Origin of the sequence: Flavilitoribacter nigricans DSM 23189 = NBRC 102662 (assembly GCF_002646595.1) — a bacterium.
Taxonomy (GTDB): Bacteria; Bacteroidota; Bacteroidia; order Chitinophagales; family Saprospiraceae; genus Flavilitoribacter; species Flavilitoribacter nigricans.
In genome coordinates this window covers 168,536-192,366 of sequence record NZ_PDUD01000019.1, presented here as the reverse complement: position 1 = coordinate 192,366, position 23,831 = coordinate 168,536, and the positions used below count along the sequence as shown (strand labels likewise).

The 23,831-nt window shown below is 52.9% G+C and carries 15 protein-coding genes; 4 read left to right on the top strand and 11 right to left on the bottom strand.

Annotated elements, in window-relative coordinates; translation table 11 throughout:
* The first annotated feature begins 127 nt into the window (after positions 1 to 127).
* Entirely contained in the window at positions 128 to 955 is an 828-nt protein-coding gene (locus CRP01_RS13635) for a DUF4249 domain-containing protein (protein WP_099150604.1), read from the top strand.
* A gap of 47 nt (positions 956 to 1,002) precedes the next feature.
* Here CRP01_RS13635 and CRP01_RS13630 read toward each other — a convergent pair whose 3' ends face one another.
* Positions 1,003 to 2,427 carry a DUF1501 domain-containing protein gene (locus CRP01_RS13630; protein ID WP_222845733.1) on the bottom strand — a complete coding sequence of 475 codons (1,425 nt, stop codon included), beginning with the start codon at positions 2,425 to 2,427 and terminating at the stop codon, positions 1,003 to 1,005.
* A 62-nt stretch (positions 2,428 to 2,489) separates the two neighbouring features.
* Entirely contained in the window at positions 2,490 to 5,543 is a 3,054-nt protein-coding gene (locus tag CRP01_RS13625; protein ID WP_099150602.1) for a PSD1 and planctomycete cytochrome C domain-containing protein, read from the bottom strand.
* Positions 5,544 to 5,813: 270 nt separating this feature from the next.
* Between CRP01_RS13625 and CRP01_RS13620 the strand changes: the two genes are divergently transcribed.
* The 3 genes from CRP01_RS13620 to CRP01_RS13610 all read left to right on the top strand — a co-directional run bounded on the left by CRP01_RS13620 (position 5,814) and on the right by CRP01_RS13610 (position 11,951).
* On the top strand, positions 5,814 to 10,073 hold the full coding sequence (locus CRP01_RS13620; protein WP_099150601.1) for a T9SS type A sorting domain-containing protein: 4,260 nt from the start codon (positions 5,814 to 5,816) through the stop codon (positions 10,071 to 10,073).
* A 251-nt stretch (positions 10,074 to 10,324) separates the two neighbouring features.
* A complete protein-coding gene (locus tag CRP01_RS13615) occupies positions 10,325 to 11,284 on the top strand; it encodes an NAD(P)-dependent alcohol dehydrogenase (RefSeq protein WP_099150600.1) in 960 nt (319 codons plus the stop codon).
* A 58-nt stretch (positions 11,285 to 11,342) separates the two neighbouring features.
* Complete coding sequence (locus CRP01_RS13610) at positions 11,343 to 11,951, top strand: hypothetical protein (protein ID WP_099150599.1); 609 nt, start codon at positions 11,343 to 11,345, stop codon at positions 11,949 to 11,951.
* 171 nt (positions 11,952 to 12,122) lie between these two features.
* Here CRP01_RS13610 and CRP01_RS13605 read toward each other — a convergent pair whose 3' ends face one another.
* The 9 genes from CRP01_RS13605 to CRP01_RS13560 all read right to left on the bottom strand — a co-directional run bounded on the left by CRP01_RS13605 (position 12,123) and on the right by CRP01_RS13560 (position 23,801).
* Positions 12,123 to 12,545: a pyridoxamine 5'-phosphate oxidase family protein gene (locus tag CRP01_RS13605; RefSeq protein ID WP_099150598.1), complete on the bottom strand. Its 423-nt coding sequence runs from the start codon at positions 12,543 to 12,545 to the stop codon at positions 12,123 to 12,125.
* Positions 12,546 to 12,668: 123 nt separating this feature from the next.
* The gene (locus CRP01_RS13600) at positions 12,669 to 13,169 is read right to left on the bottom strand and encodes a DinB family protein (RefSeq protein ID WP_099150597.1); all 501 of its coding nucleotides are present in this window, start codon (positions 13,167 to 13,169) and stop codon (positions 12,669 to 12,671) included.
* An 87-nt stretch (positions 13,170 to 13,256) separates the two neighbouring features.
* On the bottom strand, positions 13,257 to 15,674 hold the full coding sequence (locus CRP01_RS13595) for a type IA DNA topoisomerase (RefSeq protein ID WP_099150596.1): 2,418 nt from the start codon (positions 15,672 to 15,674) through the stop codon (positions 13,257 to 13,259).
* An 85-nt stretch (positions 15,675 to 15,759) separates the two neighbouring features.
* On the bottom strand, positions 15,760 to 17,184 hold the full coding sequence (locus CRP01_RS13590; protein ID WP_099150595.1) for a sulfatase family protein: 1,425 nt from the start codon (positions 17,182 to 17,184) through the stop codon (positions 15,760 to 15,762).
* Positions 17,185 to 17,213: 29 nt separating this feature from the next.
* Complete coding sequence (locus tag CRP01_RS13585; RefSeq protein ID WP_143473382.1) at positions 17,214 to 18,389, bottom strand: hypothetical protein; 1,176 nt, start codon at positions 18,387 to 18,389, stop codon at positions 17,214 to 17,216.
* A 349-nt stretch (positions 18,390 to 18,738) separates the two neighbouring features.
* A complete protein-coding gene (locus CRP01_RS13575) occupies positions 18,739 to 19,584 on the bottom strand; it encodes a hypothetical protein (RefSeq protein ID WP_099150592.1) in 846 nt (281 codons plus the stop codon).
* 64 nt (positions 19,585 to 19,648) lie between these two features.
* Positions 19,649 to 20,773, bottom strand: coding sequence for a Gfo/Idh/MocA family protein (locus CRP01_RS13570; RefSeq protein WP_099150729.1), 1,125 nt, complete (start codon positions 20,771 to 20,773; stop codon positions 19,649 to 19,651).
* A 137-nt stretch (positions 20,774 to 20,910) separates the two neighbouring features.
* Positions 20,911 to 22,149, bottom strand: a complete 1,239-nt coding sequence (locus tag CRP01_RS13565) for an MFS transporter (protein ID WP_099150591.1) — start codon at positions 22,147 to 22,149, stop codon at positions 20,911 to 20,913.
* A gap of 197 nt (positions 22,150 to 22,346) precedes the next feature.
* The gene (locus tag CRP01_RS13560) at positions 22,347 to 23,801 is read right to left on the bottom strand and encodes a sulfatase (RefSeq protein WP_099150590.1); all 1,455 of its coding nucleotides are present in this window, start codon (positions 23,799 to 23,801) and stop codon (positions 22,347 to 22,349) included.
* Between the last annotated feature and the right edge of the window lie 30 nt (positions 23,802 to 23,831).

The window sequence follows — 23,831 nt, the reverse complement described above, 5'->3', positions numbered from 1 at the left end:
AGATCGGGAGAAGGCGTGAGCACCCAATGCTCCCCGTCTCCCCCTCTCCCAGTCTCCAAGTCTCCCCGTCTCCAAGTCACCTCGTCTCCAACTCCTCCCCATTCACTCATTTGTAAATTAAATCAACATGAAGATCAAGATCATTTTTCCCGTCATTGCCATGCTGGCCGTATTGACCGCCTGCCAGGACGTTATCGAACTGGAAGTTCCCGACGGAGATACCCTATTAGTTGTAGACGGCTGGCTGACCGATCAGCCCGGGGAAAAGTCGGTACGCCTGACTTCCACCGCCAATTATTTCAACAATACCGCTACTCCGCCGGTACAGGGCGCACTGGTACTGCTGTACGCGGACGACGAACTCGCCGATACCTTAACCGAAAAAACGTCCGGTGTTTACACCACCATGGCGATTGGGGAAGTGGGCGTCAGCTATTCCCTCTACATCCGGACTGCCGACGGCAACGAATACGTTTCTCTATCGGAATTACTCCGGCCTGTACCGGAAATCAGCCAGATCTATACGGAATACAAGGAGGAAAGTGCACTTTTCGAAGAAGGCTATTACGTTAAGATCGATACTCAGGAACCGGAGGGTAAGGGCGATCATTACCGCTGGAAACAATTCTTGAATGACGAATACCTGAATACGCCTTTTGATCTGCTGTACGCCAGCGACGAGCTGGTAGACGGTAATCCGATCCTGGGCCTGGAGGTAAACGTAGATCCACTGGCGGTCGGCGATCACTTCCGAGTGCAGCAACTGTCCATCTCCGAAGCGGCTTATGATTTTTTTACCAATCTCCAGGATCAGACCGCCTTTATCGGTTCGCTTTTTGATACCCCGCCATCGGCTCTGCACGGCAACCTCGAAAACCTGGATCCTGCCGGGAAACCGGTATTGGGTTTCTTCGGGGTATCGGCAGTCAGTGAGCGGGAAGTGACTGTGGAATAATGGAAAGGGAAGTGGATACGGTAATCGGATCCGCTTCCCCTTAAGCTTTACACCAGAATATCCCGGATCACATTGCCGGCAACGTCCGTAAGCCGGATGTCCCGGCCGCTAAAGCGGAAGGTGAGCTGTTCGTGGTGAATGCCCAGCAAGTGCAGCATGGTAGCGTGCAGATCGTGGATGGTGGTCGGTTTGTCCACTACCCGGTAGCCGTACTCATCGGTCTGTCCGTACACCGTACCACCGCGAACCCCACCGCCGGCCATCCAGATGGAAAAAGCGGAAGGGTTGTGATCCCGGCCATTATCACCCTGGGCGAAGGGCGTACGCCCGAATTCGCCGGCAAAGACCACGAGGGTCGTTTCGAGCAGGCCGCGTTGTTTGAGATCCTGCAGCAACCCGGCGATGGGCTGGTCTACGGCGTGGGCATTGCGTTCGTGACCGTTCTTGAGGTCATTGTGCTGATCCCAGCGATCGGCCGCTACCCGCGGACAGGTGAGTTCGATAAAGCGGACCCCGCGCTCCACCAGCCGGCGGGCCAGCAGGCACTGTGCCGCGTAACCGCGGGTATGCGGGTCGGGGGAATCCGTACCGTATAATCGGTGGGTGGATTTAGACTCACCGGCAAGATCCGTCAGTTCGGGTACCGCCGACTGCATGCGGAAGGCGAGTTCGTAATTGTTGATGGCGGCAGCCACCTGATCCTCGTGCCCGATCTTACCGATCAGGCTGTCGTCCATTTTGCGGGCCAAAGCCAGTTTCTTCTGTTGGATCTCCGGGGAGACTTCCAGGGGGTTGATGTTAGCCAGAGGTTGGTCGCCGGCCCGCAGGATGGAGGCCTGATAACTGGCGGGTAGAAAACCGTTCTTGAAATTGTCCATGCCGCCGGGCGGAATGAGTCCGCCGTCCAGCACAACGTATCCGGGGAGGTCCTGGTTTTCGGAGCCCAGGCCGTAATTGACCCAGGCACCCATACTCGGCCGCCCCTGGATGCCGATCCCCGTATGCAGGAAATAGTTGGCGTTGGTGTGTTCGGGGAAATCCGATACCATGGAACGCACCAGCGCAAGATCATCCACGCATTTCGCAATGTTGGGAAACAGATCACTGACCCACATCCCGCTTTCGCCGTACTGCTTGAAATCCCAGGGGCTTTTCAGGATCTTACCGATGTTGTTGAACTGGGTGGCATCCACCTTGAACTTGCGGTAGGGGTCCTGACCGTTCTCGCGGGCCAGGCGGGGCTTGGGATCAAAGGAGTCCACCTGGGATACGCCGCCGTCCATATACAAAAAGATCACACTTTTGGCCCGGGCCGGATAGTGGGGGAGGGTTAGCCCACCGGTCTTTTGGACCAGATCGGTTTCCGGACGGCAGCCCTGAGCGCCCAGCAGGCCGAACAGGGCGAGGCCACCGAAGCCGTTCTTACAGAGGCTGAGCATTTCGCGACGGGTATAACAATTTTTATGAGACATGATGATTTTACTGCTTTTCGATTTGAATAATGCTGGTAAAAGGGCTTCGTAGTCTGCGGCCACTACAGCAGGAAAATGAACTCCTTGATGTTAAAGATAACCTGGCAGAAATCGGCCCAGGTTTGCAGCTGAGGATCTTTGGGTTCTGTATCGGGCGCTACTTCCTGGCTTGCCAGTCCGGTGGAGTCGGACCTTTCCTGGGTCTCCACCTCCTGGTACAGGGCTGCCTGCTCGGCAAAAAATGATCTCGCTTTTTCAATTTCCGCTTCCGTAGGTGGCCGGGCAAATGCTTTGCGGTAAATGCCGTCCAGTCGTTCTTCGAAGGTAGCCTCCCGATCGAGGATCTGTTGGGCCCATACTTCGGCCTGCTCCTGTACGAAAGGATCGTTCATCAGGTTGAGGGACTGGGCGGGTACATTGGAGACATTGCGATTACCGAAGGTGCTGAAGGGGACCGGGAAGTCAAAGGTCAGCATCATGGGCGGTAAAAAATTGCGGCGCACGGCCTGATAGATACTGCGGCGGCCGTCGCCGTCCAGTGGTCCGGATTCCCACGGCCGGCCCCGACCCTGCATAAAGGGCGTGAGGTGTACCGCTACGGAAGGCCCAAATCGACTGGTGTCCAACCGTCCGGAAACCGCCAGGATGCCGTCCCGGATCGCTTCCGCTTCCAGGCGCCGGATCGGGAAATGCTGCAACCAAAGGTTTTGCGGATCTTTCTTTTTACTCATTTCGGAGGGTGCCGTACTGCGCCGGAAGGCATCCGAAAGGGCGATCTCCCGGATCATGGCCTTGATCGACCAGTCTTCTTCAATAAAGCGCAGCGCCAGATGATCCAGCAGGGCCGGATGGGTGGGGATCTTGCCCTGGAGACCGAAATTATCAACCGTTTCTACCAGACCACGACCGAAAAGATGATGCCAGAGCCGGTTGACCATCACCCGCGCGGTAAGTGGATTATCGGGATCGGCAATCGCATTGGCCAGTTCCAGGCGGCCGCTGCCCTGTTCGGAGAAGTTCGGATACAGTTCTTTAAATGCGGTGAGGTAGCGGTGGGGCAGCCGTTCTTCGGAAACCTGCAGGTGATTGCCCCGGATGAAGACCGGACTGAATACGGCATCACCTTCGCTGACTCCACCGAAAGAGGTAAAGGCGTAGAGGCGATCCCGAATAGCCCGGATGCTGTCCCGGTGTCCCGAGATTGGACCCCGCACCGGTCCCAGGTTGGCCCGTGGCAGTTCGCGGTTCAGAGCGGCTGCCGTTTCCCGGTCCGTCTGACCTTTGGCCCACTGGTCGAGGTCTTTTTTTCGGAGTGGGGTATTCTTTAGGGCATTCAGTTTCGGCAATTCCTGTACGGAAGCCGAATCGTGCAGGAAGGCGTATTCGGCCTCCAGCCAGGCGTCGGGTTCCACACTGTGGTCGTGGCGCTGTCGGTTTTTCCACATCTTACCATTGAGCAGTTCGAGGTACGCTTTGCTGCCGCGCCACATGCTCAGATTCATCCGGATGGTGGTCATGTCCGGCGAGTTCAGCTCCTGGGTCAATTCGCCGTGGATGGGGGCCTGGATCAGTTGGAAATTATCGATGATGAGTCTTACGGTTGTGTTTTGTCCGGCTACCCGGGCCGTCAGATAGTCGTGGTCGATCGTGAAGGTCGGCGATCGCAGGGTGCCCTGTACGCCGATGCCGCCGAAGCGGCTGGAGGCCTTAGCCGCAGCAAACCCGCGCAGCTGATCGGTGTCCGGATCGAATTCCGGTTCCCCCAGCGCATTACCCGCAGCAAAAGCTTCTCCCCGGACCATCCAGCCCTGGTGATCTCCCTTTCGGAAATCGGCCAGCACCCGCACCGCTCCGGCGGCCGGACCTTCCGGTTCGTTAAACTGTTGACTGGTGGCCAGTACCTGGGGACCTTCGTGCGCGGGCATAGCTCCCGCGATCAGGGATCTTATGGCCTGTTTGTGGGTTTCGATACTATCGACACGAGCCTGTGCCTGCAGACCGGAATTGGTCGGATAATAGGTAAAACGCGCACTCTCGAAAATACCATAGAGCGCGTAGTAGTCCGCGGTCGGCAGCGGATCAAACTTATGATCGTGGCAACGGGCGCAGGCCAGCGTGAGCCCCTGGAAAGTTTTGGTGGTGACATCGATGATGTTGTCGATCCGGTCGGCTTCTTCTTTGCGGATGTCCACCGGGCTGTGTTTTCCCTCCCCCATATTGTAAAAGACCGTACCGATCAGGGATTCGTTGTGGCCGGTTTCCGGGTCGTAACGTTGCTGCTCCAGAAGGTCTCCGGCCAGATGCTCCCGGATCAGCTGATCGTAGGGGAGATCCTGGTTGAAGGCGCGAATGAGGTAATCGCGATAACGCCAGGCGCCGATCACCGGGTAGTCAAATTCGTGTCCTTTGGTTTCGGCGTAGCGCACCAGATCCATCCAGTGCCGGGCCCAGCGCTCACCGAAATCGGGCGAGGCGAGCAACTGATCGACGAGCTGTTCGTAGGCATCGGGAGCGTCATCATTTACATAATGCTCGATCAGGTCTGATTTCGGCGGCAGGCCGGTAAGCAGGTAACTCAAACGTCGGGCCAGCTGGCGCTTGTCGGCCTCCGGGGCCGCTTCCAGCCCCTGAAGTTCCAATTGAGCATTGATAAAGTGATCGATGGAAAGCTCCGGATCGTATACGGCGGTATCCGGCGGCAGAAAAGCCCAGTAATCCTTCCATTCCGCGCCCTGCCTGATCCATTTTTTTAATAACGCCAGATCCCGTTCACTCACCGGATTGTTGGCATCCGGTGGCGGCATGATCACTTCGGCTTCTTCGCTAGCGATCCGCCGGATGGCTTCACTGCGCTTCCAGTGGCCGGGTACGATGGCCTGCTTGCCGCTTTCCAGCAGCGCGGTCGCTCCTTCGTAGGTGTCGAGGCGCAGACCGGCCTGACGGCTGCTTTCGTCCGGTCCGTGGCAGGTGAAACAGTGATTGGAAAGGATCGGACGGATGTGGAAATTAAAATCTACCTCTCTGGGCAGCGCAGCAGCCTCTTGTTCCGACCGGCAGGCAGCGAACAATAGGATACAAAAGGAAATGAAAACCAGGCGATTGATCAAAGTTGGCATCGGATGTATTCGTAATGAATTATGTGGCCATTAAATTACGAAAGTTTATGATCTTAACTATCCTGAGCTGACGCCTTTACCGACTCGCCTTCAATTTTTTAGTTAAACCCGCCTTATGCCCACCCTGAAAATACGATCTGTGATAATTTTTTGAAAAAAATAAAATCTTATTGCGAAAGTGGAAATCCAATTTTAATAATTGACTCGTATGTCTAATGTATTCCAAATGAAAATTGGTCATCATCTTTTAATCACCTTTAATTCAAATCTATGCGAAATTTTTTATCAACCCTACTTTTTCTCGCGCTGTCGACTACCCTGTTAGTTGCCTTCCCGGATAACAATCCGGACAAACCCTTCCCAAATGCAAAGAATAATACCGAGTCTCTTGAAAAAGGGATGCTGAAGGAAATGACTTCCGAAGCACCTCTGGTTTTTGTCTCCTCCAATACGCAGCCCACCATCGGCGTATTTGACGTTACCGATGTAAGTAACATCACCATGAGCAGCTTTATGAGTGAAGCGGCTGATGCTGATGGTATTTACTACAACCGCACGGCTGATGTTCTGTATCAGCTCAACCGAACCGATAATGTGATCAATGCCTACAGCGATGTCTGTACCACACCGACCCTGACCGCCACCTCTACTTCCGGATTTCGCAACGGACGCGAAATATCCGTAGTAGGCAACAAACTGGTAGCGGCCCAGGATGCCAACAACAACAACGGCATGCAGAACAAGCTGGCCGTTTACAACCTTTTTCCGACTACCGGCATTTCGCTGGACAAAGTTTTCGTGGTCGATATCAACCTCTGGGGCATCCACGCCACACCCGAAGTACTCTTCGCGGTGGTGGACAACTCCAATATGATCGCCGTTTACAATGATTTCTTCAACCAGGGCCCCGGCTTACTGAAAGCGGATGCTATGGTAGCTGTAGAAGGTCTGGTGAGAACGCACGGTATCACTTATGATGCCGAAATGGATATGATGCTGCTGACGGATGTTGGTGATGCCGCCAGTGCAACGGACGGTGCTCTGGTGATGATCCCCAACTGGACCGCAGCCAGTGCCGACGGTATGATCACCATGGATGAGCAGGGCCGGGCATCCGGTGGTGCCAGCCAGTTGGGCAATCCGGTGGATGTAGCGCTGGACAAGGATCGCCGCCGCGTATACGTAGCGGAAAGAGCGAGCGAAGGCGGTAAATTCCTGGCCTTTAAATTACCGATCCTGACCGGCGGTATCGCCCCGGTTTACAGTCAGTTGTTCCCCGGCGCTTCGGCCGTATATTTCTCCGATACGGACGACATGACCGATTTTTGCGAACTGCTGGTGGACGGCGGTTCCGTCAGCCTCATGGACGGCAATACGGAAACGACCATTATCGTAGACGGTATGCCGGATATGCTTTCCTTCGAATCCACTGCTGATCCGGTACTGGATGAGGCGGAATTTACCTACGTGGTAACCGATGCAGACGGCATCATCCTGGGCATTCCTCCCGGGAACAGCGTTGACTTCGATCCGGCCGGCCTCGGCGCCTGCCTGGTTTACGGTCTTTCTTATACCGGTGAGTTGAACATTGAAGTTGGCGATGACCTTTTCGCGGACGGTCTGATGATCAGCGACGAATGCTTTGAGCTTTCCGACAACAAGATCACCGTTAATCGCGTCGCTCCCGACGGCGATATCATCGGACAATTGTTTGTTTCTTCCAATACCCAGCCGGTGATCGGGGTGTACAATATCACATCCGATCTGTCTTTCCAGATGGGGACTATCTCGAGCGAAGCGGACGATGCGGACGGTATCTACTACGATGCTGCCGCCGATGTACTGTATCAGCTCAACCGTACGGATAATGTGATCAATGCCTACAGCAATGTGAGTACGACTCCGATGCTGACGGCTACTTCTACTTCCGACTTTACCAACGGTCGGGAAATTGCCGTATCCGGTGATAAACTGGTCGTAGCTCAGGATGCCAGTGACGCCAACGGGCAACAGAATCGCCTGGTGGTCTATACTTTTAGTCCGACCGAGATCACTTTCGATAAGGCTTTCGATGTTGATATCAACCTCTGGGGCATCCACGCGGAAGGTTCTACCCTGTACGCAATCGTGGATAATTCCAACCAGGTGGCTACCTTCAACGACTTTTTTGACCAGATGGGCAGCTCGCTGACCCCCGATGCGGTTGTATCGGTAGAAGGTCTGGTGAGAACCCATGGGATCACCTACAATGCCGATATGGATATGATGTTGCTGACGGATGTTGGCGATGCAGCCAGCGCCAAAGATGGTGCCCTGGTGATGGTGGCCGACTGGATGACGGCCAGTGCCGACGGAGTAGTCAGCCGCAACGAGCAGGGAAGAGCATTCGGTGGTGCCAGCCAGCTGGGTAATCCGGTGGATGTTGCCCTGGATAAAGAGAACAGCAGAGTATACGTAGCGGAAAGAGCTAACGGCGGCGGGAAAGTACTCGCGTTTAAACTACCGATCCTTACGGGCGGTATTGCTCCGGTCTACAGCAATAATTTCAGCGGTGCTTCCGCGATCTATTTCTCCGCCGATGGCGGTGGTATGGCGGAAGACTGCGATGCGATCGTAGATGGCGGTACGGTTAGCCTGATGGGTGGCGGTACCCAAACGACGATCATTGTTGACGGCGAAGCCGATGTACTCGCTTTCGATTCTACTTCCAATCCGATGTCGATGGACGCAGCCTTTACCTACGTGGTAACTGATGCGGACGGCATGATCCTGGGGATTCCTCCGGGAGATATGGTTGATTTTGATCCGGCCGGCCTTGGCGCCTGCCTCGTGTATGGTCTTTCCTACACCGGTAACCTGCAGATCGCAATGGGCGATAACCTGCTGATGGAAGATCTGATGATCAGCGACGGATGTTTTGAGTTGTCCAGCAACTGGATCACCGTGAACCGGGTGATGGATCAGGACGTCCTTGGTGATGTATTCTTTTCTTCCAATACTCAGTCCACCATTGCAACGCTCGATATCCTGGAAGATGGTAGTATTGTACCCGGTTCTTTCGAAAGTGTAGCCGCGGATGCGGACGGTATTTATTACGATCGCGTCAATGATGTGCTGTACCAACTGAACCGCACGGACAATGTGATCAATCTATACGGTGATGTTAGTACCAGTCCGATGCTGATCGCAACTTCATCTTCGGATTTCAGTAACGGTCGGGAAATTGCCGTATCCGGTGATAAACTGGTGGTGGCTCAGGATGCCAACGAAGGTAACGGCATGCAAAACCGTCTGGTGGTGTATACCATCACTCCGAGTTCCATCACCTTTGAGACCGCTTACGACGTAAGCATTAACCTCTGGGGCGTCCATGCTGAAGGAGATGTACTGTACGCTATCGTAGACAATTCCAGTGATCTGGCGGTATTTAATGACTTTTTCAGCTTGCCGATGGGCAGCTCTATTGATCCGGATCAGGTCATTACGATTGAAGGTATGGTAAGAACGCACGGTTTAACCTACGACGCACCATCCGATATGATGTTGCTGACTGATGTGGGCGATGCCGCTAGTGACAAGGACGGTGCTTTGGTGATGATCCCCAACTTCATGATGGCCAGTGCGGACGACCTGGTAACGATGGCCGAACAAGGAAGAGCTTCCGGTGGAGCAAGCCAGTTGGGTAATCCGGTGGATGTAGCCATGGATAAAGTAAGCAGAAGAGTATTTGTAGCCGAAAGAGCTCGTGACGGAGGAAAGATCCTGGTGTTTAAAATGCCTATCCTGACGGGAGGTATTGCACCGATCTACGTACAACCTTTTGCCGGTGCTTCTGCCGTCCATTTCTCAACGGACGAATGTGTTGCCAGTGTAGATGGAGGAACCGTAAGTCTGGAAGAAGGTGGTACGGAAACCACTATCATCGTGGATGGTATGGCCGATGTGATCGCTTTCGACTCCATTTCAATGCCCCTCACTACGGGCGCTATGTTCACTTACGTGGTAACCGATGCGGATGGAATGATCCTGGGTATTCCTCCCGGGGACATGGTAGACTTTGATCCGGCCGGTCTTGGTGCCTGTCTGGTATACGGACTTTCCTATACAGGTAGTTTACAAATTGCAATGGGAGATGATCTACTGGAAGATGGTCTGATGATCAGCGATGGTTGCTTTGAACTTTCCAGCAACTTTCTGACGGTAAACCGGATTGCTCCCCAGGCAAGTATCGGATCGACCGATGCCTTTAGCAGTGAAATCAACCGGGAGAACACGGTGCTGCTTGAAAAAGTGTATCCGGTTCCGGCCATTTCTGAACTAAACGTCAGCCTGAACAGCAATGTAGAGCAGGAAGTGACCATCGGTATCTTCGATGTCAGTGGCAAACTGTTGACGCAGAAACGGGTGGATCTGAATATAGGTGAAAACCTGAGTTCCTTTGACGTTAACGACCTGCCAGGTGGTATGTACTTCGTTCGTATTCCGGATCTGAACATCACTACCAAATTTGTGAAGGCCGGTAAACGATAAAATTTACAAAAGTGGTCCGTCGGCCGGCTGCGAAGCGTAGCGGACCGACCACTTTAATTGATTAGGTGAACTTATTCATTCCCGGATGTTGGTTACGGCCAGCATCCGGGATTTTTTTGGGGTGAACCCAATTCGTCGGATCACGCGGAAAACCTCCGGCCTTACATCCGCGTTGTTCGTCGAAAAGAATAGTCTATCCGTCAGGGGTGCATTTAGTTTGGGGCTCATTAATCAACTGACACCTTAAACCTATGCACGCCATCCTCCATCCCCGTTACGGCTCGCCGGATGTATTGATCTATCAGGAAGTTGCCAGACCGGTTCCCAAAGAAAATGAAGTCCTGATACGGGTGCACGCCGCTACCGTCAATCGTACCGATTGCGGTATCCTGCGCGCGGAGCCTTTTGTGCTGCGCTTAATCACCGGCCTTTCCCGGCCAAAACTCCTGGCCACCGGAACGGATTTTGCCGGTGAGATCGAGGCGGTCGGTGCGGGCGTGAAAGACTTTGCGGTTGGGGACCGGGTATTCGGTTTTGACGACAGCGGTTTGAACTCCCACGCGGAGTATCTGACCTTTCCGGCCGACAAAGGCATCGGACTCATGCCCGAAAATACCAGCTACGAAGATGCAGTAGCCTGCCTGGAAGGGGCACATTACGCCCGCAACTTTATCAATAAAATTGATCTGCGCCCCGAAAATAAGGTACTGGTGAACGGAGCCAGCGGGGCCATCGGATCGGCTGCCCTGCAAATGGTAAAATCCCGTGGAGCTTATGCCACGGCCGTCTGTAATACCAAAAATGTAGAGCTGATGCGATCCCTGGGGGCTGATCGGGTGATCGATTACGAGCAGGAGGATTTTACCCGGGATCCGGAGCAGTATCATTTTGTTTTCGACGCGGTAGGGAAAAGTTCCTTCAATCGCTGCAAACCGGTTCTGCTTCCCGGTGGCACTTATATTTCTTCCGAACTGGGCTGGATGGCCCAGAATATTTTTTATGCCCTGTCAACACCGGTTTTGGGCGGAAAAAAAGTTATTTTCCCCGTCCCATCGGACATCCAGGCTACCATCCGGGAGGTCCGATCCTTGACGGAAGCGGGGAAATTTAAACCGGTGATCGACCGGACCTATCCGCTGGAGGCTACGGCCGAAGCGTTTCGATACGTCGAGAGCGGACAAAAAACGGGAAATGTGGTACTCCGGATCTGAGTGAAGTACCCTCCGTTTAGGTTCGTTCGGACAACCGCAATAATTACTGCAAATACCTATGAATTGGGCGCTGATCAATAGTTTGCTGGATGCTCTGGATACGGCCGCCAACGCCAATGCTTTCTGGTTGGAGCTGGGGACGCCCCAGTCGACTTTTGATCTGGAAAAATTACTACTCCAGCATCTACGGACCGGAAACTTTCATTTCGAACTCGTTAAGCAGGACGTTCGGAGGGAATGGAACAATTACGTCGAAGTGATCTTTCCCCAAAATGCCGACCTGCCCGTACTCTTACCAAAACCCGGAAATACCTGGAACGGCACCGAAACGATCAGTAGCCAGGCGCTCGCTGCGGACGAGGTCGAGGCGCTGCTGATGGATCTGCTCACCGGGCAAAAAAAGTACTTCACCAAAAGCACGGCGGGAACGACTCTGGACTGGGAATCGGCTTCCATCCTGGTCGAAGAGGTACTGGAAATGCTCCAATTAACGGACCCGGACTGGCGGGCTTACCGTATAGCCACCAATTTCCTCAATGAGGTGGACGATTACTACGATTCCGCATACATCAAACTCGGATATTTTGAAGGCCGGGGCCGCGATCTGGCGTTAGCCTTTCTGCTCGATGACTCGTTGTATATTTTGTTGACGAATGGGTATGGTTGAGGGTTGGAGTGCTCTCTGTGGTTAATTTCGATTGGAGAAAACTTGCATCATAGGCTTAGAAATTGTCCCGAAAGTTCTACTATCAGTGAAGCCACGCTGTACATCAAAGTGAGCGGGCTTTAAGACAATTCCTAAGCCATCCGATCTATGGGGAATTACTACCGGAATCTCCTATTCATCCAGTCGCAGCATTCCTTCATTTTCTTTAGCCCAGTAGTGAGCCCGCTTGCCTTCGACGTGGATCATCACTACGCCCTCCGTTTCCAGTCCTTCGGGGAACCAGCGGTTTAGATCGTCTGACCAGTGTTCTTTCATCCGGCCTTTCTGGGTGATGATCGATGCGTGCCCGTAGAGCTGGATGAACAGCATGTCCTTTCCCTGGAAAGTAAGAGAAACCAGGGGGCTTTCGCGGAGTTGACGGATCTTGCCGGTATCCTCGTAGGAAAAGAAATAGGAATTACCGTCGTATTCTACTTCCCGGTTGTTACTCATGGGGCGGCTGTGCATGCTGCCGCGACCGTCCGCGGTGGTCATCATGCAAAAATCCAGCTCTTTCATTTTTTTAGCGAGGTCCTTAACGGATAATTTTTTCATGGCTTTTTGAAGTTTACTAATGCAGATAATAAATATTGAACTATCCCTTTAAGAACACGCCCTCAGAATTGATGTTCGGGATGGAAGCGCTTGGTAGGTGCTGTACTTCTTTCCCATCGCGTTTCAAACCGGTATTTTATCCGCCCCCTGTATCCAGGGTGTACCCAGTCCGTGGCCGCTGCGCAGTCGGTCGGTCAACTGGGCCGCGTGGTGCTGAATATGCCGGATATTGACGATCTGGTGTTCGAGTTTCGGCATCTGGTACCAGGAAAAACCGCTTTCCGGATGATCCAGATCCAGGTTTTCCATAGCGCGATCCACTTTTTCGCGACAAAACCGGCAATATTCCAACAGTTCTTCCGGCGTATAGGGCGTCAGCATTTTCTCACTGGAAAACCACTGGTGTTCCTCCCGGTGTTTTTCCCAATCCTGGAAATCTTCCAGGTGCTGCTCCAGATAGAGATGGGCATAATGCAGGGCGTGGTAGGCCACCTGCCAGTAGGGATTGGGGTATTTCGGATCCGTCCACAGATCGGGCGGACAAGTCCGGATCGTTTGTTCCAACGTGAAAAGCGCCGAGTGGTATTGACTTTTGAGCGCTTGCTGAATGGGTGTCAGTGCCATACGGATGGTTTTAGGTTCAGTAGGTGATATTGGTGGTCAATAAGCGGAAAATTAGCTGCTAAGCCGGAGTAATCGGAGGTGTGGGTATTAGTCCCCATTGAGGATCTGGAGCACCAGCTCTTTAGTCAGTGCCCGGCCGTTAGCAATGCGGCGCAGTTCATCGAAAGAAAAACGGAAACTGCAACCGGTCTGCCAATTGCTGCAACCGTAGGCGGTTTTTCCCCGGATGATATGGCCGATCCCACACTTCGGGCAGGGCGGTTTGGCCCCGTTCACTTTAGGTTTGACCTTGGTTTTGGTGGGAGGCGGATAAGCCGCTTTTGCCAGAGCGCTCTGGGCGTCTTTCGGCTCGAACCAAAGTTTGTAATTATCGTCAAAATGCAAACGGCCGTCCTCCTTGCTGCCCGCCATCTTAAATCCTTTCAATTGTACGGTACTGCCTTTAGCGAGCAAGCGGGACAACTGCTTTTCGGAGATCGTTTTCCCGGCATACACAAAGGGCAATCGAAAGTCACAGCCTTCCTGCCAGCGGCTGCAGCCGTAGGCCGTTTTACCCCGCAGGAGTTTACCTTTACGACATTTCGGGCAGGACTGTTCCGTGAGTTTATTGCTGGCCGGACCGGCCTTCGGGCGAGTTTTACCGGCCGGTTTTTCCGTGGTACTTTTTTGCTTCTGCCATTTATTCGCTCCCCGGCGCTGGGGCATGGCCAGTCGGGTGGCAGCTTCGTCCTGCTTTACCTCCTTGACCAGTCCGGTGACCATCGCTTCCATATCGCCGATGAAGCGCTCGGCGGTATGACTGCCGTCCTCGATGTCCCGTAATTGCTTTTCCCACTGGCCGGTCAGCTCGGCTGATTTCAACAGTTCGTGTTGAATGGTATCAATGAGTTGGATACCCATTTCCGTCGGTAGAATGAGTTTTTTCCGGCGCTCGATATATTTTCGGCGAAAGAGGGTCTCAATGATATTCGCCCGGGTGGAGGGTCGGCCGATCCCGTTGGCCTTCATCAGTTCCCGCAGATCGGCATCGTCAATTTTTTTACCGGCGGTTTCCATGGCCCGCAAAAGGGTCGCTTCGGTGTAGTTCTTGGGCGGAGTCGTTTGTTTTTCCGCCAGGTTCGGTTGGTGGGGTCCCTGTTCTCCTTCCGTGAAATTGGGCAATATCTTTTCGTCTTCCTTTTTGCTATCGGTTTTTCCTTTTTTATCTCCGGCTTTAGCGGGAGGCTTGGGGTAGAGTACCCGCCATCCCTGTTCCAGGATCTCCTTGCCGGTAGCCTTAAACCGGATTTCAGCTGCTTCGCCGATCACCGTAGTTTTCGCCACGATACAGTCCGGATAGAAGGCCGCAATGAAGCGGCGGGTGATGGCATCGTAGATCCGCTGCTCATCGATCGGCAGGGATTTTTCCTGTCCGGTAGGAATGATAGCGTGGTGATCGGTTACTTTTTTATCATTAAATACCTTGGCTGATTTACGGATCGTTTTGCCCAGGAGGGGCTGGGTAAACTGGGCGTACTGGCTCAGTTTACCGAGAATACCCGCGATCTTGGGATATTGATCGTTGGGCAGATAAACGGTATCCACCCGCGGGTAGGTCACCAGTTTTTGCTCGTAGAGTTTCTGTACGATCTTGAGGGTCTTGTCCGCCGTGAACCCGAAACGCTTGTTGGCGTTCACCTGCAGGCTGGTCAGGTCGAAAAGATTCGGAGGATACTCCTTGCCTTTTTTTCGTTCGGAGGAAAGTATCGTGAAGACCTGTCCGTTTACCTGCTTCAACAGAGCCTCTCCATCTTCCTTTTTAAGAAAGCGTCCCTTTTCGCACTGAAACACCGTTTCCCGGTAGAGCGTTTCGAGTTCCCAGTAAGTGGTCGGTACGAAGTTCTCGATCTCTTTGTGCCGTTCTACCAGCATAGCCAGGGTAGGGGTCTGGACCCGCCCGACGGACAGTACCTGTTTGTATCCGCCGTACTTCAGGGTGTAGAGCCGGGTGGCGTTCATGCCCAGCAGCCAGTCGCCGATGGCCCGGGAGCGGCCCGCGTGGTAGAGGTTATCGAATTCGCCGGCGTCTTTCAATTGCTGAAACCCGTCGCGGATCGCTTCCGGTGTCAGGGAGGAGATCCAGAGGCGTTGCACTTTGCCCCGGTATTTGGCCTGTTCGAGCACCCAGCGCTGGATCAGTTCCCCCTCCTGTCCGGCATCCCCGCAATTGATCACCAGGCTGGCCTGTTTCAGCAGTTTTTTGATGACGCCGAATTGTTTTTTCCCGCCTTTGTTGCCGATGAGTTTGATCCCGAAATTGTCCGGTAGAATGGGCAGGGTCTGCAGATTCCATTTTTTCCAGTCGGCCTGATAGTCATCCGGTTCTTTGAGCGTACAGAGGTGCCCGAACGTCCAGGTGACGCAATAGCCGTTGCCTTCCAGGTATCCGTCCTGACGGGACCGGGCCCCCAGAATGTAGGCGATCTCACGGGCAACACTTGGCTTTTCGGCAATACAGACCTTCATGGAAATTTATTGGATGTAATTTTATGTTTTATCTTGTAAAATAACACACAATATATTTAAAATCGTAACCGATTCCAATTATCGGTCACTTTTTCCAGGACTTTCTCGGTGCGGCGAGGAAGGATCTCATTTCGGTATGCAGCAATTGTTCGATGGAATCCTGTTGTCCCAGCTGATTGTATAATTCCCGGTGATCGGCTTCCAGATCGAATAATTCGGTAGTCTGGAGGCTGTCGGCCAGGAGTTTCCAATTTTCGTTCATCGCCACGGTCGTAGCGTAGGGCGTGGGTTTGGGGCCCTGGTTCTGGAAGTGTTTATACAGGTCCATTTGCCAGAGTAATACCCCGCGCTCGAGGGGTGTTTGCTCCAGCAGGTGTTGGGACAGATCCATCCCGTCGAGATCGGAAGCTTCGACCTCAATACCGGCCAGCGCGGAGAGTGTGGGAAACAGGTCCGTCATATGGGCGGTCTGGAAAGAATACGTATTGGCCGGGATACGGTTGGGCCAGACGGCGATCATCGGCACCCGGATGCCACCTTCGTGCAGGTCGGTCTTTCCTCCTTTAAACGGTCCCGGACTTCCCTGATAGGCCGGACCGTTATCCGAAGTGAAAACGATGATGGTATTCTCCAATAGACCGGAGGTTTCCAGATGATCGATCAGGCGCCCGATCTGTTCATCCAGATGGGAGACCATGGACCGGAACCAGAGCTGATCCCCCTTCACACCCATTTTTTCGTAAACGGACAGGTGGCGTTCCGGCGCCGGTTCGTAGGGGGTGTGCGGCACATCAAACCAGAGGTTGACAAAGAACGGCTGATCGGCCTTCCGGCTTTCCTCGATGACATTGATCGCTTCGTCCACCTTGATCTCCGTCCAGTGTTTGGGGATCTCGTCGATCCGTCGGTCGTTACGCACCAGGGTTTTGCCTCCTTCGCGGTACAATTTGCGTTCACGGATCAGTTCCGGCCGAACCAACGGGTCCTCGATATTGCAGAGGTAATGATCGAAGCCGTGTTGCAGCGGCCCCGGATTGGCGGCTTCCCCGGCGGTGCGGGCCGTAAAGTCCTGAATGCGAATGCCGCCCAGGTGCCACTTGCCGATGTGGGCTGTCCGGTATCCGTTCTGCTGCAGTACCCGGGGGAACGTCAGGGTCCCGGCCGGCAGGTGCATTTCTCGGTCGTCAAAGTGTTGGCGGATATCAAAACGCAGCGGGAACTTTCCCGTCAGCAGACTGGCCCGCGAGGGGGAGCACACCGCCGATCCGGCGTAGAAACGGGTGAATTTCATACCGGCCGCGGCCAGCGCATCAATATTCGGCGTGTGGATCGACTGACTGCCGTAGGCGGACAGGTCCCCGTAGCCGAGGTCATCGGCGAGTAGCACGATGATGTTCGGAGGTCCCGAAGCGGTATCCGAATTGGTTTCGGTCGGGGCTTCATTGCAATTTGTAAACAGCAAGAACGGGGTGGCCAGTAGGAACAAAAGTTGGAGCGCGTTTCTTTTCATTGGTATGTTTTAAGCATTATTAGGCTTGGTTAATTTTTCCCCGACTTACTCTTGGCTTCTTTGGCGTATTTGCCGTTGGGAAATAGCGCCAGGTATTGCCGATAGGAATAGCGGGAAACAATGGTGGAGGTGGAGGAAGTTATCTCCGTATTCCAATAGATCTCATCCAGTTTGCTGATGTATTTTCCCTGAGGAAATTCCTCGATGTAATCGGCAATCCGAAATTTAGGATTTTTCACGGCTTCGGCGTAGAGATAATCCTCATATTTGGCTTTCACCTGCTCAACGTATTTTCCATTGGGGAAAGCTCCGAGGTATTTTTCCGCATAATAGCCGGGCCGGTCCAGTACCCCACTGTACAACTGTTCTTCGTATTTTCCTTTTACGTTGTCGGCATATTTCCCATCCGGGTAAAGTCGCATATAGTCATCGTAACTGGCATTGCTCCAAAGTAGATCTTCCAACTGATCCCGGGCTTCCTGGTAATGGTAGACCTGCTGGTTTTCGGTGTATTCCGTCAGCGCCTTGATCTTGCGTCTGGTGTTCTTACTGTTCTGAATTTCCTGCCAGACTTCCAGATCAGCAAGGATGGCTTCCGCTTCGCTGCGGTACTGACCACCGGGATAAGTGGCCAGATATTTCCGATAGGCTTCGGGCGTATCTAACTGCTGGGCCTGTCGCCAGTAATTGGTTTCCTCATTGGTAATTATTTTGGGGCCTACGCAGTGGGAGATGAAGGCCGCGATCTTTTGCTTCCGCTTACCGATATTATGGGCATCCTCCCCGGCGAGCATTACCGATTCCGATTTGAGGATCTCCTTGGTGAGCAGACTCTGGAAGGAAACCGCCAGCATAATGTTTCCCGAAAAGTCCATTTGCACCTTCCCGAAAAGGACGGTTTCCGCTTTAATGGATTGCAGTTCATTGCTGATCGTACCGGACATTCCTTCGATGGTCTGTATGGCATTTTCGTTGTCGATCTGTTCGGAAAGGCTGGCGTAGTTGCGCCTTTGTAAGACCCGGCAACTGGTTGCCGTTAGCGCATCTTCCACTTCCTGGGTAAGCATTTTGGTATGCTGGGTTTTCTGGCCGTTTTCATCGGTGAAATCCCAGACATAAATGTCTTTGCAGACCTCTTTTTGCGAAAACGCACTAATGCTGATCAATAGAGAAAAAAAGAATAAGACTGGAGATAGTGATTTCATTTTGATTGGTTTAGTTATTGAAGTATACGTTACTCCGACTTCCAGTGAGGAACATTAATAATTTAAAACCAGAAATGACTGAATTTCACCGCCGAGGCGCAAAGACACTAAGTTTTTGTGATTTTGCCGCAGGCAAATTCTCAAACCTTCGCGATCTTGATTATAGAGACCGCAAAGAGCTTCGATAAATTTGCCGAGGCAAATTTTCTCGAAATAAGTCATTTTAAACCTTCGCGGCTTCGCGGCCTTCGCGGTGAAGACAAGCATTATTAATTTTCAATGTTCGGCACTTCCACTCGGAGAAAAAATCCCAATTGCGGGTCGGAGAAAACCTAACTGGAAATCGGGCTTACTGACAGGTAAAATTAATCCGCTGGTTATCCTCGGTAATGAGCAATTCTTTTTTACAATCGTTATTTCCTCCGGCCTTTCTCAGTTCGAAAACATGCATCCCGCTTTTTTCCGTGACCCTGATGGTGGTGACAACCAGCGTACTGTTTAGAATAGTTGCCCGTTCACCATCCACATAGATAGCGGCATCACTCATGTTGCTGTTGCGGGTAATATTAACCTTAAACGTTTTGGCGGGAGGAGGAGCGGCGGCTTTTTCCGTTTCCTTCACGACGGCAGCTGCGGCTTTATCGACTTCCGAAGCGACCTCCGTACTCATTTGGGGCGGTTGGGTGGCCGGTTTGCTTGGCGTGTTATCCGTTTCCGGTTCCAGGATCGGTTCCTTGATCGTACCGGCTTCCGCGTTCTGTTCAGTGGGGAGCTCAACGGTGGTGCTGTCTGCCAGTTGATCCGATTCCGCTGTTGGTTCGGGAGGGGTCGGCCAAAGCAACCATCCTGCAATGATCAAGGCTGCTATACCGGCCAGCCACAACAGGGGCCGGAGGTTGGACTTTTGGACTGACTTGGCGCTCCCCGAAGCTCCCGGCCCGCGCCGTACCCGATCCAGGATATCCTGTATAGCCAAAGTTGTTTTGGAATAATGGATATTGAATTCCTGATCCGTAAGGACGCCTTTTATTTCATACTGATTGCGATTATATTCGAATTTGGACTGGAGTAGGGCTGCGTCTTCCCGAATGCTTTTTTCCTCGTCCCGGGTGGCTTTCACCAATAACGACAAAGCTTCGGAAAGACTGCCTTCCTGTAGGGCTTGCTCTATAGCTGAATATTTTTCCTGATCCATGAGCAGTGTTTATTGAACTGGGGCATAGGGAACTGCCAATTTTTAATAAATATCGGCTAAATGGCTACAACTTCACCCGTTTCCCACCTTTTTTCGCCGATTTATAGATCGCCTCAATGACCCGCATATCCTGCACGCCTTCTTCGCCGTCAGCGATCACCGGCGTCCCGTCCAGGATATTCCGGGCGAAAGCATCCATTTGTACCGCCTGTTGGTTGTGGCGTTCAAAGTCCATTTTTTCGTTTTGCATGTAGCCCTGGGGCGGTGCGTAACCGTAGCCGGGTTCAAGCCCGTAATTGCCTTTTTCCGCTGAGATGTGTAATTCATCGGCCCGGGCGACATAGCTGGCCGTGCAATTGGCGATCGCGCCGCTGGGGAATTCCATCGTAAAGGTGATGGTCTCTTCCATACCGTCCATTTTACCGGGATAGGTGTTGAAGGTATTGGCCCAGACGGCTACCGGTTCTTCGCCCGAGGAATACCGCGCTCCCTGAATGCAGTACACGCCGATGTCCATCAGGGCACCGCCACCCGCCAGCTCGCGGTCGGTAAAGCGCCAATTGCTGCTGTTGACGCCGAAAAACGAATCGGAGGTGCGGATCACTTTAATGTCACCGAGGACTTTTTCCCGGCCGATCCGCATGATCTCCTGGTGGAAAGGATCGTACTGGCACCGATAACCGATCTGGAGCAGTTTCCCGGCTGCTTTACAGGCATCCACGGCGGCCTGGGCTTTCTTGACGGATATATCGAACGGCTTTTCGCAAATGACGTGCTTGCCGGCTTTAGCGGCCCGGATCACGTAATCGGCGTGCATGGCGTTGGGAAGTACTACGTAGACGATATCGATATCGGGATTATCCGCGATCGTATCGAAGTTGTCGTAGTTGTAGACGTTTTTTTCCGGGATATTGTGTTGTTCCATCCACTCCTTGGCTTTGTCCGGTGAACCGGTAACGATGCCGCTCAATTTGCAGAACTTCGTAAATTCAAAGGCCGGAGCCAGCTTCCCTTTCGAGTATCCCCCGAGGCCAACCAGCGCGATGCCCAATTTATCTTCTTCGGACCGGGGCGTACCGTAAAGGTCAGCAAAAGGATAGGCCGAAGTGGCCAGAGTGCTCAGGCCGATCCCAAGTCCGGCTTTTTTTAAAAATTGGCGACGATCCAGATTGGATGGTTGTTTTTTCATGATAGGTAGGATTTTTCGTTTTTTGAGTATGATCTTTTGAGAACTTTTGGAAAAAATAAACAAAAAACTCCAATTGGAAGGTGTTTCCAATTGGAGTTTTAAGTAAGTAAAGCACAGTTTTATCAGTGCGGTGGCACTTAATAATCCGTTACCAATTCGGCAGCTTCCTCGTTTCCTTTTGGCTGACGATTTCTCATCCAGAAGAACAGGACGGTGAAAAGTACCACCAGGATCAACGGGAAGAGGACCATGGTACCCAGTGTAGCCTGGCCGGCTACGAGATCGAGTTCGTCACCTGTGAGGCCGGTTGCCGCAGCTTCGGCACGATCGGAATCGATCCAGCCACCGATGATCGGTTGGAAGATTGAAGTAGAGAACATCCCTACCGCACCGATAATGGACATCCCGAGTGCACCACTCTTAGGAATGTATTCGGCAATGAAACCGATCATGTTCGGCCAGAAGTAAGCGATACCCATCGCGTAGATGATCGCGGCCACGTAAGCCATGCCACCGGTCTGGGTACTGAACAGATAAACCCCGATCGTAGCGAGTATGGCCGATCCGAGGAGTACCCCGGTAGTGTTGAGCGCGTGTACCGCTTCGCCACCAAAATAACGAGCCACGGCCATCAAACCGGTAACCAGCGCCAGGATCAACATCGGTTGCGCTCCACTCTTAGCCAGGATCAGACCCACCCACTGCTGCGGACCGAATTCGGAGATAGCCGTCAGGGCCATACAGCAGAACATGAAAATGAACAGCGGGGTAAGCATTGCCTGGAAGTTGCCGGAAACGGTAGTTGCCGCTTCGGATTTGGCCTTGGGCCAGTCCTGACCGAAGAATAGGTAAGCGTAGATCAGCGTCGGGATGAGGATCACCCAGATCTGTGCTTCCCAGCCAAAACCGGCATCGGTCATAAACTTGGATATAAGACTACCGATCACGATACCGCCCGGGAACCACATGTGAAAGCGGTTCATCATCTTACTCATTTGTACCCCCTTATAGGCATCGGCGATCATCGGGTTACAGGCCGCTTCGGTACAACCGTTACCCAAGCCGATCAGCAGGGTAGAGATCAGCAGTCCGGTATAACTTCCGGAGTAGATCGTCATCAGGATACCAATTGCGTGGGCAACGAAGGCGAATTGCATGATCTTTTTACCACCAACGGTGTGGTAGACCAAACCGCCGATCACCATGGAAATGGGGAAACCGAGAAACCACATGGAGTTGATAAATCCAAGTTGCTCCGCGGATAAACTTAGTTCTTCCCCCAACTGTGGTAAGATCCCCGCCCGGATACTGAAGGACAGTGCTGTTGTGATCAAGGCAAAACAGCTACCATAAAAAAGTCTTTTTTCGTTCGTCATTTCCTGTTTGAATTTCGTTTTGAGTGTAGATATCGACCATGTCTTCCATTGCCCTCAGTATCAGGCAATACCAACATGGGATAAGTCTTTGAATGCTATTAATAAAATACAGAACTTTATTCTCAATGGAAATTTGGGGGAGAAATTTAATACTAAGACGCGCTAAAGATAAAAAATAAAAGATTATCTAATAAAATTTATGGGTTGCCAACTACCATTGCCTGTTTTTCCTTTAACAGTCGGGCCATTTCCTCCCGCTTGGATTGATAATTCGGAATTTTCGCCAGGTTACTATATTGTTGGGGGTCCCGGTTCATATCGTATAATTCCTCGGAACCGTCCTTATATTGCATGTAGGCCCAGTCATTGGTTCGAAGCAGTGCGCCGTTGCTGGTTACACTGTAAACGGCCTCCCGCACCTGTGTTTTCGGCTCCCGCAGTACGGGCAACAGACTTTTTCCCTGGACATGGTCCGGGGCAGATAAACCGACCAGCCCGGCCAGGGTAGGGTAGAGGTCGATCTGCTCGGCAAGGGCATCCGATTCGGAAAATTCCACACCGGGTCCCGCAATGATCAGCGGGATGCGGACGGATTCTTCGTGCAGACTCCATTTTTGCCAGAAATCGTGTTCTCCGAGATGATAGCCGTGGTCGCTGGTGAAGACCACGATGGTGTTTTCCGCCAGCCCTTCCGCCTCCAGGGCATCCAGCAGGCGGCCAAACTGCTGATCCATGAACGCGACCGAAGCGTAGTAGGCGCTGAGCACTTCCCGTTGTTTTTCGGGCGCGCTGATGCCGAAACTTTCCGAGGTGCGTGGCTTACCCAACTGGGGGACATCCCGCTGGTCATTGTCCACTTTTTCCGGCAATTCCATTTCCTGCGGCGGAAAGGGCTCATAGGCACTCGCCGGCGCTACCAGGGGAACGTGGGGGCGGATATAGCCCACCGCCAGGAAAAACGGCTGGTCGGACTGTTTCCGGTGTTGCTGCATGATATCGATGGCTTTGCTGGTTGCCCGGTAGTCGGGCTGTTCTGCTCCCTTGCCTTCCCCCTTGACAACATAAAAAGCCGTGCCAAATCCAAGATTGTAGTGGACGTCCGGTTTGAATTGCAGCTTTTCGTTGGACAGGTGGGTACGTTCGCCCTCGGTCATCCATTCGGCTCCCTGAAAATTGAAACGTTCGCTCCAGGAGGGCGCGTGGTCCGGGCCGTTCACGCCGGCGGTGATGTCGCCCGGTACCCGCATGTGGTAGATCTTACTGAGGCGGGTCGTATGATAGCCATTTTCTTTAAACAACTGGGGCATGGAGGCCTTATCCTGCAGGATCTCATCGATCTTATCACTGCCGCCGTTATTCATGATGCCCATTTTTGTGGGATACATACCCGACATCAGCGCTGCCCGGGAAGGGCCGCAAACGGGATATTGACAATAGGCCCGGGTGAAGCGAAATCCCCGGCTGGCCAGCCGGTCGATATTGGGCGTACGGCATTGCTGATTGCCGTAAGTGCTCAGCGCTTCGGCGGAGAGGTCATCCGCGATGACGAACAGGATATTAGGACGGGAAGAATGAGCGGCTTTCCTGGCGGTATTGCAGGCCGGCAAGAGGGCAACGAAAAGTATGGAACAGGCAGAACGAAAGCTTATCATACGGCGGTTAATAGTTCAGATTGAGGTGCC

Excerpts from the sequence above, each read along its gene's own strand:
- CRP01_RS13635 (WP_099150604.1), top strand. The coding sequence starts at position 128 with ATGAAGATCAAGATCATTTTTCCCGTCATTGCCATGCTGGCCGTATTG.
- CRP01_RS13630 (WP_222845733.1), bottom strand. The coding sequence starts at position 2,427 with ATGTCTCATAAAAATTGTTATACCCGTCGCGAAATGCTCAGCCTCTGT.
- CRP01_RS13625 (WP_099150602.1), bottom strand. The coding sequence starts at position 5,543 with ATGCCAACTTTGATCAATCGCCTGGTTTTCATTTCCTTTTGTATCCTA.
- CRP01_RS13620 (WP_099150601.1), top strand. The coding sequence starts at position 5,814 with ATGCGAAATTTTTTATCAACCCTACTTTTTCTCGCGCTGTCGACTACC.
- CRP01_RS13615 (WP_099150600.1), top strand. The coding sequence starts at position 10,325 with ATGCACGCCATCCTCCATCCCCGTTACGGCTCGCCGGATGTATTGATC.
- CRP01_RS13610 (WP_099150599.1), top strand. The coding sequence starts at position 11,343 with ATGAATTGGGCGCTGATCAATAGTTTGCTGGATGCTCTGGATACGGCC.
- CRP01_RS13605 (WP_099150598.1), bottom strand. The coding sequence starts at position 12,545 with ATGAAAAAATTATCCGTTAAGGACCTCGCTAAAAAAATGAAAGAGCTG.
- CRP01_RS13600 (WP_099150597.1), bottom strand. The coding sequence starts at position 13,169 with ATGGCACTGACACCCATTCAGCAAGCGCTCAAAAGTCAATACCACTCG.
- CRP01_RS13595 (WP_099150596.1), bottom strand. The coding sequence starts at position 15,674 with ATGAAGGTCTGTATTGCCGAAAAGCCAAGTGTTGCCCGTGAGATCGCC.
- CRP01_RS13590 (WP_099150595.1), bottom strand. The coding sequence starts at position 17,184 with ATGAAAAGAAACGCGCTCCAACTTTTGTTCCTACTGGCCACCCCGTTC.
- CRP01_RS13585 (WP_143473382.1), bottom strand. The coding sequence starts at position 18,389 with ATGAAATCACTATCTCCAGTCTTATTCTTTTTTTCTCTATTGATCAGC.
- CRP01_RS13575 (WP_099150592.1), bottom strand. The coding sequence starts at position 19,584 with ATGGATCAGGAAAAATATTCAGCTATAGAGCAAGCCCTACAGGAAGGC.
- CRP01_RS13570 (WP_099150729.1), bottom strand. The coding sequence starts at position 20,773 with ATGAAAAAACAACCATCCAATCTGGATCGTCGCCAATTTTTAAAAAAA.
- CRP01_RS13565 (WP_099150591.1), bottom strand. The coding sequence starts at position 22,149 with ATGACGAACGAAAAAAGACTTTTTTATGGTAGCTGTTTTGCCTTGATC.
- CRP01_RS13560 (WP_099150590.1), bottom strand. The coding sequence starts at position 23,801 with ATGATAAGCTTTCGTTCTGCCTGTTCCATACTTTTCGTTGCCCTCTTG.